Source organism: Actinokineospora diospyrosa, assembly GCF_024171925.1.
Classification (GTDB): Bacteria; Actinomycetota; Actinomycetes; order Mycobacteriales; family Pseudonocardiaceae; genus Actinokineospora; species Actinokineospora diospyrosa.
In genome coordinates this window covers 250,915-264,556 of the sequence record NZ_JAMTCO010000010.1, presented here as the reverse complement: position 1 = coordinate 264,556, position 13,642 = coordinate 250,915, and the positions used below count along the sequence as shown (strand labels likewise).

Below are 13,642 nucleotides of genomic sequence, written 5' to 3'. Positions count from 1 at the left end.
TGTGCGAGATACAGGGTGTAACTCGCACAACGAGGGGGTTGTTGGTGATGTGGCCATGGGTGCTGCTCGGGTATGCGATCTTCGTTGGCCTGCTGTTGGGCGCGGCCGTGTTCGTCGCGCTCTTCGGCAGGGACCAGGAACACCGGGCTGCCGGGTACCGGGTCCTCAAGCTCATCTGGTTCGGTGTGACCGGCCCCGGCGGCGCGGCCGCGCTGGTCGTCAAGCTGAGCGAGATCGGCGCCTGGTGAGCGGTTTGGGCCCCCGCGGCGAAACGGGGGCCCAACCGGTCAAGAGGACTGCGGCGTCGATTCGATGATGAAGTACTCATCGAACTTGTCGTCCACCTCCACGGCGTGACCTGTTTGCTCCGCCTGGTCCGCCATCGTGCCGGGTGCGTGCGCCTGTTCGACGTTGTCGAGAGAGGGCGCGGAGAGGAGCTGGACAGCTTCCTGCCCCAACGTCTCGATCGCGGCGGGCTTCATATCCCCGAGTTTCATCACCCCGTGACCGCCGCCCGCCCGGCGGTACACCACGGTGGGCTGCCCGGTCTTGGCGTCGGTGAACACGATGTGATCGCACCCGGTGGACGTCAGCTCCCGCCGCGCGTCGTCGACTGTGCGCGGCTCGCTGGACTTGTCGTTCTCCTTGGTGGGTTCATTCAACTCGGTTGACTCGCCTACGGCGGAAGGTCCAGGAAGACCGTTGACCGGCGGATTGGCGCCCTCCACACGTCGGCTCCCGACCTCTGTGGTGTTCCAATGTTCTCGATGGACCGAGATGTCGAGATGTAGCTCATGGTCACTTCCCTTCGGGTGTTCGTACCTCTGGCGAGGTAGGTACGAGATCTGGGTGTGGTGGTCTGGGATGAAGATCCGCGCATCAACCGCGAGAGCCTCGGTGAGTCGTGAATGGCCCGAGCTTTCGTTGATCTGATGTGCGTGGAACCAGGACGCTGCTCGGTTGTCCTCGGATCTCCCATCGTGTTCCACGACGTCTTGTAGGACTTCCAGGAGCAAGCGCAGAGCGCTCTCGGATGACAGGCCGTGCCCGGGTAGTAGATGTTCGATCAAGGCACTGAGTAGAGCTGACGGGTGGGCGCCTGGTTTGCGGTCCGTCGCGTGTGGGAAGGCGACGACCCAGCGGTAGGAGTTGACCTGGTGAAGTTGGTCAAAACCATCGAGTTGATCTTCATCTGGCACGTGCTTTCGCCAGAGTTTGATCTGGTGGATGCGTTCGAATGGGCTCCTGGCCGGTGTTGTGGGCGGAGGTGGCTGCCGAACTCCGCTCACCTCAGGAGGCAGGAGGAACAGTTTGAAGGCGATTCCAGACTCATCGTCAATGGCTGGACCGGTCTTCGTGGTGGGGGACAGCAAACTTGCCAGGGCGCTCCCGCGTGCGACACGAACCGTTCTTATCCTGGCGGTATCGTTGGCGGGTTGAGCTACTCGCACGCCGGTGCTGTCCAGTAGGAACCAGAGCAGCCAGAGCAGGGTTGGACCGCGGTTCTTTCTGCCGGGCTCCACTCTGGTCAGATCGGCAAGTCGCTCAGCCAGTTCGTACTTGGCAGCCGAGTAGCGGGTGTGGTCCAGCATCCGTTGCACTCTGGACAGAGCGACGTCGACTATTTCATCGGAGTCGGCGCGCGCCTTCTTCAGGATCTGCCGCGCCTTTTCCATCGCCGCCGTGACGATGCGTTCTGCCTTGCCGTACTCGTCTTCGAGGGCTACTGGCCAGTTGTGCGGCATCCCGGCCAATTCGTCGAGCAGTTCGCGCGCCTCTGGCACGTGGTTGTCCTCGGCCACGATCAGCCACTGCTCGGCGTCCTCGAACCGACCCTGGTCGAGTAGTCCTTTGGCCAGCGATAGCGCTGTCGCGCCGAGGTCGGCCCTGGTCGCGTCGCGTTCGGCGGCAGCCCGTTGCTGCGGGGTGAACCTGCGGACGCGATCGCGGATCTCGCCGGGGGAGGCGATGACCAGTTCGTCCGCCCAACTCGTGTCAGGCGTCAGTTCGGAGACCAGACGAGCGATGTCGTCACCGGGCGGTCCGTCGCCCGTGGCGCCGCCCGGCTCGAGGTGCTTGTGTGGATCAAAGCTCATCGCGCCTCCTTGGTGACGATGTAACCGACCTTGGCCAGAGCCTTTCTGGCATTGGCGATTCCCCGTTGGATGTGTTTTTTGACGCCTGTCCTGCTCACTCCCATGATTGAGGAGATCTCCGATAGTGTGAGCTCATCGATGTACCTCAGAATTATTGCTTGTCTCTGTGGTGGGGTCAGACTGTCCCTGATTGCCAGGAGGAGCGCGGCCCGGAGGGCCCTGCGTTCAGCTGTTTCAGCGACGTCTGCCTGCGCGGTGCGGTCGTCCGCTGCTTTGCCGAGATCATCTGGCGAGAGGTGGAGAAGGGTGGGGCTCCGACTGGAGTTGCGAAACCAGTCGGCCACCTTGTTCTGCGCCACCCGCCACAGGTAAGCGTTCCAGTCCCTCGGATGCCGCTCTTCGTCAAATCTGACACATACGACCTCCCATGTGTTCTCCACTACTTGAATGGTTGCCTCTTGGTCGTAGCTCATGCGCCGCGCGACGTAGTGCGTCAACTTGCGGTTGTGGCGCTCATAGAGCACTTCCAGAGTTACTGGCCCCGCGTCGGCCAGATCGTCGTTGTGCGGGGAGTCGATCACGACTGGGTGGCCTCCAACTTCGACCCGGCTGGGACGGCTGCGCATGTCGACGGGGCGTCGGGACGCCTCGCGGAGTGGGCGACAGTCACGTGAGGCTCCTTCGCTTCCAGTGGGGACTGCGCACCCACTACCTCGTTGGCGGAGGCGGAGGAGACCCCAGGGGGAGTCGAAAAAGTTGGCGGAGCCGGTTTTCGGCTCAACAGCCACGCCACAGAAGAGTGGTCGTGCGCGTCCGGGGTAGTCCCCTGATCAGCCCGTTCGGTGCCCGCAGGGCGTAGCAGGTCCGAACGTCACCACCGCGGATCACTCGATGTGGTGCGTGTCACACTCAGTTGCGGGACTCGGAGTGCGCGCCAAGAGGCGAAGAGTGGGGCGGTGGGGGAGCCGAGGGCGGTAGGGCTATCGGCGGCGGATTACGTGGACTAGGGCTAGGGCCAGGCCTGTGGGGAAGGCCATGGAGACCGCCCAGAGCCACGGCGCTGTGTGGCCAAGAGCGGCCAAAACGAAGATGGCGACTACCGCTAGCAGGCCCACGCCGAACAGCAGGAACGCGACGTGGAGGGTGCGGGTGGGGTGGGATTGGGCCGCCATGGGAACAGGATAGGCGTTCCATCCGTTTCGCCCTCAGCGGTAACGCTCGGGCGGGGCTGGGGCGACCTAACGGCTGGCTTAGGCTTGGGGGACGCGTCCAGGGTGAGCCCGGGGCGCGTTCGTCTTGCGCGGACCAAACGGGGCGCGCGGGGCGGACTGGACGACTAGGGAACGGTGAGATCTGTGCCGACCGGCAAGGTCAAGTGGTACGACTCGGAGAAGGGCTTCGGGTTCGTCACGCAGGACGGTGGCGAGGACGTCTACGTCCGCGCCTCCGCGCTGCCCGCTGGCGTCCCCGGCCTGAAAGCCGGGCAGCGGATCGAGTTCGGCGTCGCGGACGGGCGGCGGGGGCCGCAGGCCCTCTCGGTCCGGCTGATCGACGCGCCGCCGTCGGTGGTCGAGGCTCGGCGCAGGCCAGCCGAGGAGCTGCACGGGCTGGTCGAGGACATGATCAAGATGCTGGAGTCGGTCGTCCAGCCGGACCTGCAGCGCGGGCGCTACCCCGACCGCAAGGTCACCAAGCGGATCGCCGAGGTCGTCCGGGCCGTGGCCAGGGAGCTCGACCCGTAACTCACGGCCGCTGGCTGGTGCCCAGCGCCCACACCCCGGCCTGGACCAGCTTGCCCCGCACCACCTGCAGCTTCTGCACTTCGACGTAGACCAGCCGCTCGGCCTCGGGTGGCGGCGTCAGCGTGTACGACAGGTCCTTCGTGATCAGCGTGCTGCTCGCCGCCATCTGCTGGCCGTCTTTGTCGATGTAGGAGAACACCACGCCCCACGGGCTGTCGGCGACGCCGGACGACACCGAGATCTGCACGGGCTGGCCCTTGCGCGTCGGTAGCGTCACCATCGCGTGCAGGTCTTGCAGGCACTTCTCCTTGCCGACCTCACATAGCCACATCGGGCTCGCGTTGGCGGTCTCGCCGTCGGTGTAGAAGGTGACGTCTGGCGGCGGGGGTGCTGAGCAACCGGCGAGGACGATGGTGGCACCGGCGAGTGTCGCGGTGATGGCTCTGCGCACGCCAGCGACCCTACGTGTCGTTCCTAGTGGACCTCGGCGCGGGGCGGAACCGTCGCACTGCGGCGGCCATCCGCTCGCTTGCGTGTTGCCCACCGAACCCGGGGATGAGGCTGCCGCCCTTGCGAGTGAGCAAGGTCTGCGTAAGACCCAGTGCCAGCATCACGGAGACAACGAGGAACCCCACCCACCAGATCGGCGGTAGGAGTACCCCGACCGCGCCGCCGAACACCCAGCCCAGCTGCAAGACCGTCTCTGACCTGCCGAAGGCGGACGCGCGAGATTCCTCCGGTAGGTCATCTTGGATGACAGCGTCGAGGCTGTTCTTAGCCAAAGCGCTGGCGATAGCGCCTACGAGGCCAACGATGGTCGCAGCGAAGATGCTCGCGGTGAGGGTCGCCACCACGGTCGTCGCCAACGCGGCGATCAAGCAGCCCAGTACCACCTGCTCGTGGTTGCCGATGTGGATGCGAGCGCCGACAGCGTTACCGGCGAAACTGCCCAAGCCCGCGGCGCCTGCGATAAGCCCCAACAAGAGCAACTGCTGAACCGGCTCAGCCTCGTTCTGGGCCCGCACCGCGAACGCCGCGAACATCATCAAGAAGCCGGTGAGCACCCGGATCGACCCGTTGCCCCACAGCGACACCACCACGTGTCGCCCCATGGGTGTTCGTTTCGTGGTCGGTAGCGGCATCTTCGCACTGATAGAAGCCGGAACCTCGCCCTCGGTCACCTCTACCCAAGCAGGGATCCGAACAGCCTGCGCGGCGCCAACAGCGCAGATCAGGACCGTGAACCACAGCGCGCCCGGCGATCCGAAGAGGTTCGCGAAGAGGGCGGCTATGCCACCCGCGACCGCGCCTGCCGCTAGGCCGAAGACGGTCAACCGAGCGTTGGTCTTCGCCAGCGTTATGTCCGGCGGTAGGACTCTTGGTGTGATCGCCGCTTTAAGCACCGTGAACGATTTGGACAGCACCATCTTCCCGAGTGCTGCCGGGTAGAGCATCCAGTCGTCGAAGTGCATGGCCATGATCACGCACATCAGCGCCTGACCGGCCGACGCGACGCACATGGCCAGCCTGCGGCCGCGCTGCAACCGGTCCAGCATCGGGCCGATCACCGGCGCGAGCAGGGCGAACGGCGCCACCGTGATCAGCAGGTACAGCGCGACCTTGCCCTTGCTCTCCCCGCTCGCCGCGGAGAAGAACAGCGTGTTCGCCAGTGCGACCGCCATCGCGGCGTCGCCCGCGTAGTTGAGCATCGTGGCGTAGGTCAGCGACGTAAGGCCGGACTTGTCGGCACCGTCGGCGTTCGCGGCCTTACGGAACGCGGTCATCGCCTGCGAGGTCAGCTGCCTGCTGCGCATCGCGGCTACCCGGGTCACGGTCAGCTTCTTCGGGTACCCGGGCGGAGGACCTTCACGCCGCGCGATCTCCGTCGGCGGCTCTTCCTCGTATCGCGTGCCGGTGTCCCGGTAGCGCGGCTCCGGGTAGTCGTCCCGGTACTCGGGCTCTCTACGCGGGGGATGTCCGTACCGATCGGGGTCGCGGTCGCCGTAGGTCTCGTACCTGGGCTCGTCCGGCGGCTCAGGCCGGGTGCGCGGGGGCGGCAACGGGTTGCGGCGGTGCGGTGCGTGCGGGGGCAGTTGCGGGTTCTGCCGGGGGATGCCGGTGGTGGGCGGCTCGGGGGTCCGCCAGCTGGGCTGTTGGACATCCGCCCAGCCCCGCTTCGCCTTCCGGCCCGAGCGGCGGCCAGACGGCGGCTGATCAGCGGGGCCGTTGCGAATCACGTGTTCCATCCTGCCGTACCGGGGCCTGATCCGGGGTGGGGTTGACTGGCCGGTTCATGGTCAAGTGGACAGTCTTGGTCACCTAGCCCGAGGTCGCGAATCGGACCCGGAACAGCTTCGGCCACAGCTTGCCCGTCACAAGGAACTCATCGGTCCCAGGCACCGCGGCGATACCGTTGAGCACGTCGGTGCCCGCGCGTTCATCCGCAGGTAGCAACCCCGCGAGGTCTACGACCGCGGTAACCCCGCCGGTGGCCGGGTCAATCCGCACAATCCGGTCGGTCTCCCACACGTTCGCGTAGACAGCGCCATCGACGCACTCGAGCTCATTGAGCTTGACGACCGGCCCCTGCGAGTCGCGGACCCGCACCTCTCCCGTCGCGGCGAAGGTAGCCGGATCGCGGAAGGTGAGCTTGTCTGTGCCGTCGCTCATGATGAGCCTGCCGCCGTCGTGGCAGATGCCCCAACCTTCACCCTCATAGGTGACTTGGCGCTTCTCGGCGAGAGTGTCGCGGTCGCGCTCTATAGCCACCCCGTTCTGCCAGGTGATCTGCCAGATCCGGTCGCCTACGACGGTGATGCCCTCGCCGAATAACTCGTCCGGCAGCTCTACCCGCTCCCGCACGGACCCGGTAGCCGGATCGGTCGCCCTCATCTGGGACCGACCCTCTAGCCCGGTGCCCTCGTAGAGGACGCCGTCAACCAGCTCCAGCCCTTGGGTGAACGCGGTCCCGTCGTGGGGGATCTCGGCGAGCACCTGCGGCTTGAGCGTCGGGACACCGGAATTGGTCGGCGCCGCGGGGCTGGTCGCGGGCTGACGTCCTGACGTGCCAGAACACCCCGTGGCCAGGCAGGCGACGACTGCGATAAGAGCGGTCAGACGGGCGCGCACCCCACTAGCGTGACACGGCTGTGTCACCCGCTTCGGGCGTGGGGCACAATCAGCGGTGATGACCTCGACGCCTGCACCAGAAGCCGTGACCGACCCCGCGCTGCTCGCGGCGGTCGAGTTCGCGCGCGCCGCCGCGCGGGAGCAGGCCGGGTCCGAAGTCGGCACGCACGTAGAGGTGCGTTCCGAGGACTCGGCGTCGGCGACCCACCTCTTCGAAGCGGACAAACCCGGCTACCGGGGTTGGCGGTGGGCGGTTACCGTCGCCGCCGCCAGCTCGGACGACGCGGTCACCGTCAGCGAGGTCGTGTTGCTGCCCGGCCCGGACGCCCTCGTCGCGCCCGCCTGGATCCCCTGGCAAGACCGGGTCCGCGCCGGTGACCTGGGGGTCGGCGATCTCCTGCCGACCGACCCGGACGACCCCCGGCTCGCCCCGGCCTACCTCGGCTCGGACGACCCCGAGGTCGAAGCGCTGGCGATGGAGGTCGGCCTAGGCCGCGTCCGCGTCCTATCGCGCTTCGGCCGCGTTGACGCTGCCGACCGCTGGAAGGTCGGCGACTACGGTCCCGGCTCCGAGATGGCGCGCAGCGCCCCCGCGGCCTGCGGCACCTGTGGCTTCTACCTGCCCGTGGCTGGCTCTCTTGGCGCTGCCTTCGGTGTCTGCGGAAACGAGATCTCTCCCGCTGACGGGCGGGCTGTGCACGCGGCCTACGGCTGTGGGGCGCACTCCGAGAACGAGGTCGAGCAGATCTCGCCGGTCTTGGTGGCCGACCTGATCTACGACGACGCCCGGCTCGACATCGAGGTCACCCCGGTAGCGGAAGCGCCCGCTGATGACGCTGCCGTGGCTGATGACGCCGTGGCTGATGACGCTGCTGCGGCTGGCGGCGCTGTCGTGGATGGCGGCGCTGCCGTGGCCGATGAAGCTGCCGGTGAAGCTGCCGCCGATGAGCCTGCCGCTGGTGAGGCGCAGGCCGAGGCGGGTGAGCAGCCCGATGCGGAGTCCGTCGAGCAGGCCGTGGATGCTGTGGCTCAAGGTGAGCAGGCAGCCGAACCGTCCGGTCAGCCCGAGTCCGACCTGCACGGGTGAGCGCCGCCGACCCCTTCGGCACTGCCGCGCTGCGCGCAGCTGTGCTGAGTGCCTGGACCACGTCCCCGACCCGGTTCCGCGAGGACGCCAACGCCGAGGAAGACCTCTACCTCGGTGGCTACCGCGACCGTCTGCTGGTGGAGCTCGCGCAAAACGCTGCCGACGCCGCCGAGGGCACCGGAACGCTGCGCCTATCGCTGGTCGATGGCGAACTACGCGCCGCCAACACCGGCCGGCCGCTAGACGCTGACGGTGTTGCTGCCCTCGCCTCCTTACGAGCGTCCGCTAAGAGCGCCGCGCAGGGCGTTGGCCAATTCGGTGTCGGCTTCGCTGCGGTGCTCGCCGTGACTGACTCCCCGAGCGTCCTATCGCTCAACGGTGGCGTCGCTTTCTCCGCTGAGGACACTCGCGCCGCCATCGCCGACCACCCCGATCTAGCCGCAAGGGCCGCTGAGCGTGGTGGACGCGTTCCTGTCCTGCGGATGGTTTGGCCTGTCGACACCGGCGTTCCCGCCGGGTTCGCGACCGAGGTACGCCTACCGCTGCGTGCTGACGTCAACGGTCGCAAGCTGCTCGCCGACTTCGCTGCGCAGGCCGCTGATCTTCTTCTTGCCCTGCCTGGCCTGGACCGCATCGAGATCGGCGACGACGCTTGGTGGCGTGTCGACCAGGGATCCCGCGTTGAGGTCCACGGGCCGGACGGCGTTGTGTCTTGGCTGGTCCACCGCGTCAACGGCAGCCTCGCCGACGACCTGGTTGAGCACCTGGGCGTCGAAGCTCGCCAACGGCGGCAGTGGACTGTCTGCTGGGCTGCCCGAGTCGACTCCGAAGGCATCCCGCTCCCCTTGGGCGACGATGTGCTGCACGCCCCAACGCCTACCGACGAGCGGTTGTCGCTACCTGCCCGCCTCGTCGCGACCCTGCCTATAGAGCCGAGCAGGCGCAGGCTGCACTCAAGCGCTGCCGCCGAAGCTGTGCTCGCCGAAGCAGCCCGCGCCTACCCGGAGCTGGTTCGCCTAGCTCCCTCCGAGCACCGGACCGCACTGGTCCCGCTGGCCGGGTTCCCGCTCTCTGAAGTGGATGAGCGCCTACGCGAGCTGCTGATCACCGCGCTGCGCAAGGACACCTGGCTACCCGCCGCCGAGGGCGACGACCTCGCCCCCGCCCGCACCCAGGTCCTCGACGCCGAAGCCGACGGCCTGGCCGAGCTGCTCGCCGAGATCGTCCCGAACCTGGCCGCCGGGTGGCTGTCCGCGCAACGGCACTCCGGCGCGCTGGCCGCGCTCGACGTGCCCCGCCTCGGCCTGGCCGACGTGGTCGAGACGATCACCGGTCGCGCCCGGCCGCCGCAGTGGTGGCACGACCTGTACACCGCGCTCGCCCCGGTCGTGGAGACCGACGGGACCGCCCGGCTGGAGCTCGGCGCGCTGCCGGTCCCGCTCGCCGACGGTCGCACGCTGCCCGGACCGGCCGGTGTCGTGCTGGTCGAGGACGCGGAGCTGCTGGACCTCCTCGCGCACGCCGAGGTCGGCGTCTTGCACGTGGTGCACGCCGAGGCCGCGCACCCGGTCCTGGAACGGCTCGGCGCCCACCGCGGCGGCCCGGTCGACCTGCTCGACGCCGGCGGCCTGCAGGACGCGGTCGAGCGCAGCCTGGACGACGTCGAGTCCGGTGTGGACATCAGCGGTCTGGTGTCGGTCGTGTTGCGGCTGGCCAGGGACGCGGGCGTGCGCACGGGTGAGCGGCCGTGGCTGGGCGCGTTGGCGCTCAAGGATTCCGTGGGGGACTGGCGGCGCGCCGACGAGTTGGCGCTGCCCGGTTCGCCGTTGCTGGATGTACTCGACGAGGACGCGCCGGTCGGCGTGCTCTCCGCCGAGGTCGCCGCCGAGTGGCCGGACCACGTGCTGGCCGCGGTTGGCGTGTTGGACGCGTTCGCCCTGGTCGTCGACGAGGCGCCCGCGGGACCGGACCACGCGCTCGCCGACGAGGCCGAGTGGTGGGACAGCCGGGTTGAAGCGCCCGCCCGGGTCCTGGCCGTGCGCGACCTCGACCTGGTCACCGACGACGCGTGGCCGCGCGCGTTGGCCCTGCTCGCCGCGGACCCGGACACCTGGCGCGCCCTGCTCGAACCCGACGGCTACACGGGCTGGTGGATCGCCCGCCACGCCGTCATCGCGGGAGCCGCCCCCTCCGACTGGCGGCTGCCCGACGCTGACGACCTGGCTGGGTTGTACGACGTCGTCCCCGACATCGGCGTTGACCTGCGTGTCCTGGCTGCGATCGGCGTTCGCTCGGGCCTCCGGGTCGACAATGCCGATGACGCGGAAGACCTGCTGATCCGCCTAGGTGACCCTGACCGTGGTTTGCACCCCGGCGCGGTCTTGCGCACCCATGCGGCTCTTGCCGAAGCAGCTGCGGACGAGCTGTTTGACCCAACTGACGTCCGACTCCCGGAAACCACCCGCACCTTGGCTGGCACTGTCGCGTCGGACTGCGTCGTACTCGATGCCCCCTGGCTGCTGACCGTCTTGCCAGAAGACCAGGTTGTGTCGGCGGGGCCTGATTTCGCGCTTGCCGAGCCGCTGGCTGAGCTGTTGGACCTACCGCTTGCGACAGAGGAAACCGGTGGGGAGATCGTTTCCGCTGCCGAGCCAGTGCCGTGGTCTGAACTTGGTGCTGTTGCCGCTGCCTGCGAGCTGTTGGACGTACCGACGCCGTTCGGCAGCCTCTTGGTGCACGACAAGCTGATGATCCGCACGCCTACCGGCGACCACAACGTGCCATGGTGGGTCATCGATGGCGTAGTGCACTGCGAGGACACCCCGGAAGCGCTGGCCCGGGCCCTCGCTTGGACTACCGACTGCTGGACGGATCGACACACGTTCACGGCTCTTATCGAGGAGCCCGCGCACTACCTGACCTAGTCGATGCGCTGCGCGGCCTTCGAGCCGCGCTTGCCCGCCTGCCGCTGCCACAACATGATCAGCGCGCCGATGATCCCCAGCCCGCCCCCCGACCAGGCCGTCCACATGTAGATGGATCCCCTGTCGGCGAACGTCAGCACCACCGCGACGACGAACCAGATCGCGGTACCGATGTAGACGATCGGCCCCATCGCCAGCAGAGCCGGTGGCAGGGGTGGGGTCTCGCGCTGGGACATGCCCGCAAGGCTAGCGCGCCACCGCGAACTCCTCGCGGGCCTGCTTGATCAGCCGCTCCAAGGCGTCGAGCGCGTCCTCGTCGACCACCAGCCGCAGGGGCGCGGTGGGGTCGCCGAGCTTGAGGGCGACCTGGTGCGGGTCCAGCCGGTCGACCTCGACGGTGGGGTTGCGGTCGATCCAGACCCAGACCTCGGGGGTGACGCCGCCGTTGTTGATGTAGGTCATGTGAGGTGCCTCCGGGTGGTTGTGGGATAACTACGGCCTCAGGAAGGGATGATAATGGCCGTTGAGTCGCACAGTAGCGAGCGCGCAGCGCGGGTCGCAATACGCGTTCGGGTGATGGTCGTTGGTCCGTTCGGCTCGCTAGGGTGACCGCCATGCCGCCCGAGCAGACCCGACGCAAGCGCATGGTGGGCCGGTACATGGAGGCCCTGCGCAAGCGGCACGACCCGGCCCTGATCCCCGAGCGCGCCGCCGCCCTCGCCGACACGTCGAGAACCACGATCTCCAGACTGGAGAACGGCCAACAGCTACCGAACAAGCACCTCTTCGCCGCCCTGCTCACCGTCTACGGCGCCACGCCCGAAGAACGCGCCGAGGCTGTGGCCCTGTGGAACCACGCCAAACAGGGGACCGTCACTGTCGAACACGCCGCTGACATGCCGTCGAAGTACGTGGCGTTCCGGCGGGACGAGGCCGATGCCGTTGCTGAGTTCACCATCAACTACTCGGCCATTCCTGGCCTGCTGCAGACAGCGGACTACGCGATGGCGATCTCGGATGATCTCGGCGGTGATGACACGAGGCGAAGTCGGATGACCGAGGATCGCCAAGCGCGACAACGGCTTCTGGGTGCTTCGCGGCCACTGCACACACACGCGATCTTGAGTGAAGCCGTGCTGCACTTCGCCGTTGGAGGCCCCACTGTCCTAGCGGAGCAACTCGCGCACTTGGTCGCTGCGGCCAGTTCGGGCACGGCCACCATCCAGGTGGTGCCGTTCGTCGCGGGGAGCTTCGGAACGATGAACGGCCCCCTGACGATCCTCCGGTTCGATGACGACTCACATGTCGTCTACCTGGAGTACCCCGCAGGCGGTGAGCTGGTTGACAGCCCATCGGATGTTTCCCGATTTGTGCGCATGTTCGAGAATGTTCGGGGAATCGCCCTGACTCCTGAGGAGTCAACCGCGTTCATCCAGCGGACACTCGATGTGATCAAGGAGTAACTGTGAACAGCAACGCGTGGCGGAAGAGCTCCCGCAGCGCACCGGACAACGCCTGCGTTGAGCTGCGGGTTCAGGTGGAGGTGGCGGGTGTTCGCGACTCCAAGAACCCCGCCGCTGGCAGTCTTGGCTTTGGTCGCCCGGCCTTCGATGCCTTCCTCACCACCGTGAAGGCCCGCTAGAGCTCCTGCACGTACCGCAACTCCCGCAGCGGCGGCGACTCCCGTTCGTCGTCCATGACCTCGCCGTCCGGTGACCAGCCGCGGTTCGCGTAGAACGTGATCGCGCGCTGGTTGCCGTCGGCGACCCATAGGTACGCCGACGTGTAGCCGAGCGTCCGCAGCTCGTCCTGCAGCCGCTCCAGCATCGCCGTGCCCGCGCCGGTGCCCCAGGCGTCCGGGTGCACGTTCACCATGTGCACCTCGCCCGCGGGTACCGGCTGCCGGGGCGGTCCGGCCGAGCCGATCGCCACGATCTGCCGGTCGCGCTCGACCACGAAGTTGCGCACCTCACCCGGGCTGGTCACGATCGACTCCCAGCGCTGCGCGAACGTGCGCTCGGACAGGCCCGCGAGCCGGTCGTCGGTCATGATCCCCTGGTAGGCGGCCCGCCAGGCGGCGACGTGCACCCGGGCCATCCCGGCACCGTCCCCCGGCCGCGCGCGGCGTACCTGCATAGATCAACAGTAGCGCGGCGGTAAGTTCGTCGACCGACGATTGCTTAGTAAGGTATGCTAAACATTATGTCCGAGTCCGAGCGCGTGCTGACCAGCCGGTTGCGGCTGGCGGTGGTGCGGCTCAACCGCAGGCTCCGGGCGCAGCGGACCAACTCCGCCACCACCCTCACCCAGCTCTCGGCGCTGTCGTGCCTGCACAAGTGCGGCCAGCTGACGCCGGGGGAGCTGGCGGCCAAGGAGGGGGTCCAGCCGCCGTCGATGACGCGGGTCATCACGGCGCTGGAGGAGTTGGGGTACGCGACCCGCAGCCCGCACCCCAGCGACGGCAGGCAGGCGATCGTCGCGCTGACCGACGCGGGCCGGGCCTACATCGAGGCGGACATCTCCGCCAGGGAAGCGTGGCTGGACAAGCGATTGGCGGAACTGACCGACGAGGAACGGACCGTCCTCGCCAGGGCCGCCGAGATCATCGACAGGATGGCGGGGAACCAGAACTAGGATGCCGACGTACGCGGGTGGTACCCGAGA

Annotated in this window: 16 protein-coding genes; 7 read left to right on the top strand and 9 right to left on the bottom strand. The window is 67.8% G+C overall.

Annotated features, from left to right (window positions below):
* Positions 1–47 precede the first annotated feature (47 nt).
* Positions 48–248, top strand: coding sequence for a hypothetical protein (locus LV75_RS21505; RefSeq protein WP_253888791.1), 201 nt, complete (start codon positions 48–50; stop codon positions 246–248).
* Between the two features lie 39 nt (positions 249–287).
* On the opposite strand, the gene LV75_RS21500 is transcribed toward LV75_RS21505, so the two are convergent.
* The 3 genes from LV75_RS21500 to LV75_RS21490 form a co-directional block, all read right to left on the bottom strand.
* Positions 288–2,096, bottom strand: a complete 1,809-nt coding sequence (locus LV75_RS21500; protein ID WP_253888790.1) for a sigma 54 modulation/S30EA ribosomal C-terminal domain-containing protein — start codon at positions 2,094–2,096, stop codon at positions 288–290.
* Positions 2,093–2,677 (bottom strand): RNA polymerase sigma factor, encoded by a 585-nt coding sequence (locus LV75_RS21495; RefSeq protein ID WP_253888789.1) that lies wholly within the window; start codon positions 2,675–2,677, stop codon positions 2,093–2,095. The genes LV75_RS21500 and LV75_RS21495 overlap by 4 nt, the downstream gene beginning before the upstream one ends.
* Before the next feature lie 399 nt (positions 2,678–3,076).
* Positions 3,077–3,268 (bottom strand): hypothetical protein, encoded by a 192-nt coding sequence (locus LV75_RS21490; protein WP_253888788.1) that lies wholly within the window; start codon positions 3,266–3,268, stop codon positions 3,077–3,079.
* A 183-nt stretch (positions 3,269–3,451) separates the two neighbouring features.
* On the opposite strand from LV75_RS21490, the gene LV75_RS21485 reads away from it, so the two are divergent.
* Positions 3,452–3,838: a cold-shock protein gene (locus tag LV75_RS21485; RefSeq protein WP_253888927.1), complete on the top strand. Its 387-nt coding sequence runs from the start codon at positions 3,452–3,454 to the stop codon at positions 3,836–3,838.
* A gap of 1 nt (position 3,839) precedes the next feature.
* Here LV75_RS21485 and LV75_RS21480 read toward each other — a convergent pair whose 3' ends face one another.
* The 3 genes from LV75_RS21480 to LV75_RS21470 all read right to left on the bottom strand — a co-directional run bounded on the left by LV75_RS21480 (position 3,840) and on the right by LV75_RS21470 (position 6,967).
* Complete coding sequence (locus LV75_RS21480; protein ID WP_253888787.1) at positions 3,840–4,289, bottom strand: DUF2771 family protein; 450 nt, start codon at positions 4,287–4,289, stop codon at positions 3,840–3,842.
* 10 nt (positions 4,290–4,299) lie between these two features.
* Positions 4,300–6,075 carry an MFS transporter gene (locus tag LV75_RS21475; protein WP_253888786.1) on the bottom strand — a complete coding sequence of 592 codons (1,776 nt, stop codon included), beginning with the start codon at positions 6,073–6,075 and terminating at the stop codon, positions 4,300–4,302.
* Positions 6,076–6,157: 82 nt separating this feature from the next.
* Positions 6,158–6,967, bottom strand: a complete 810-nt coding sequence (locus LV75_RS21470; RefSeq protein WP_253888785.1) for a glutaminyl-peptide cyclotransferase — start codon at positions 6,965–6,967, stop codon at positions 6,158–6,160.
* 58 nt (positions 6,968–7,025) lie between these two features.
* Between LV75_RS21470 and LV75_RS21465 the strand changes: the two genes are divergently transcribed.
* A complete protein-coding gene (locus LV75_RS21465; RefSeq protein WP_253888784.1) occupies positions 7,026–8,054 on the top strand; it encodes a DUF3027 domain-containing protein in 1,029 nt (342 codons plus the stop codon).
* Positions 8,051–10,978 (top strand): sacsin N-terminal ATP-binding-like domain-containing protein, encoded by a 2,928-nt coding sequence (locus tag LV75_RS21460; RefSeq protein WP_253888783.1) that lies wholly within the window; start codon positions 8,051–8,053, stop codon positions 10,976–10,978. Before LV75_RS21465 ends, LV75_RS21460 begins: the two co-directional genes overlap by 4 nt.
* Here the strand turns inward: LV75_RS21460 and LV75_RS21455 are convergent.
* Together LV75_RS21455 and LV75_RS21450 are read right to left on the bottom strand one after the other, a co-directional pair.
* The gene (locus tag LV75_RS21455) at positions 10,975–11,214 is read right to left on the bottom strand and encodes a DUF2530 domain-containing protein (RefSeq protein ID WP_253888782.1); all 240 of its coding nucleotides are present in this window, start codon (positions 11,212–11,214) and stop codon (positions 10,975–10,977) included. The genes LV75_RS21460 and LV75_RS21455 overlap by 4 nt on opposite strands.
* 10 nt (positions 11,215–11,224) lie before the next feature.
* Complete coding sequence (locus LV75_RS21450) at positions 11,225–11,440, bottom strand: hypothetical protein (RefSeq protein WP_253888781.1); 216 nt, start codon at positions 11,438–11,440, stop codon at positions 11,225–11,227.
* Between the two features lie 152 nt (positions 11,441–11,592).
* Here LV75_RS21450 and LV75_RS21445 point away from each other — a divergent pair, with 152 nt between their 5' ends.
* Positions 11,593–12,441 (top strand): helix-turn-helix domain-containing protein, encoded by an 849-nt coding sequence (locus LV75_RS21445; protein WP_253888780.1) that lies wholly within the window; start codon positions 11,593–11,595, stop codon positions 12,439–12,441.
* A 2-nt stretch (positions 12,442–12,443) separates the two neighbouring features.
* Entirely contained in the window at positions 12,444–12,620 is a 177-nt protein-coding gene (locus tag LV75_RS21440; RefSeq protein ID WP_253888779.1) for a DUF397 domain-containing protein, read from the top strand.
* On the opposite strand, the gene LV75_RS21435 is transcribed toward LV75_RS21440, so the two are convergent.
* Entirely contained in the window at positions 12,617–13,114 is a 498-nt protein-coding gene (locus LV75_RS21435) for a GNAT family N-acetyltransferase (RefSeq protein ID WP_253888778.1), read from the bottom strand. The genes LV75_RS21440 and LV75_RS21435 overlap by 4 nt on opposite strands.
* A gap of 66 nt (positions 13,115–13,180) precedes the next feature.
* Between LV75_RS21435 and LV75_RS21430 the strand changes: the two genes are divergently transcribed.
* Positions 13,181–13,612, top strand: a complete 432-nt coding sequence (locus LV75_RS21430) for a MarR family winged helix-turn-helix transcriptional regulator (protein ID WP_253888777.1) — start codon at positions 13,181–13,183, stop codon at positions 13,610–13,612.
* The last annotated feature ends 30 nt before the right edge of the window (positions 13,613–13,642 follow it).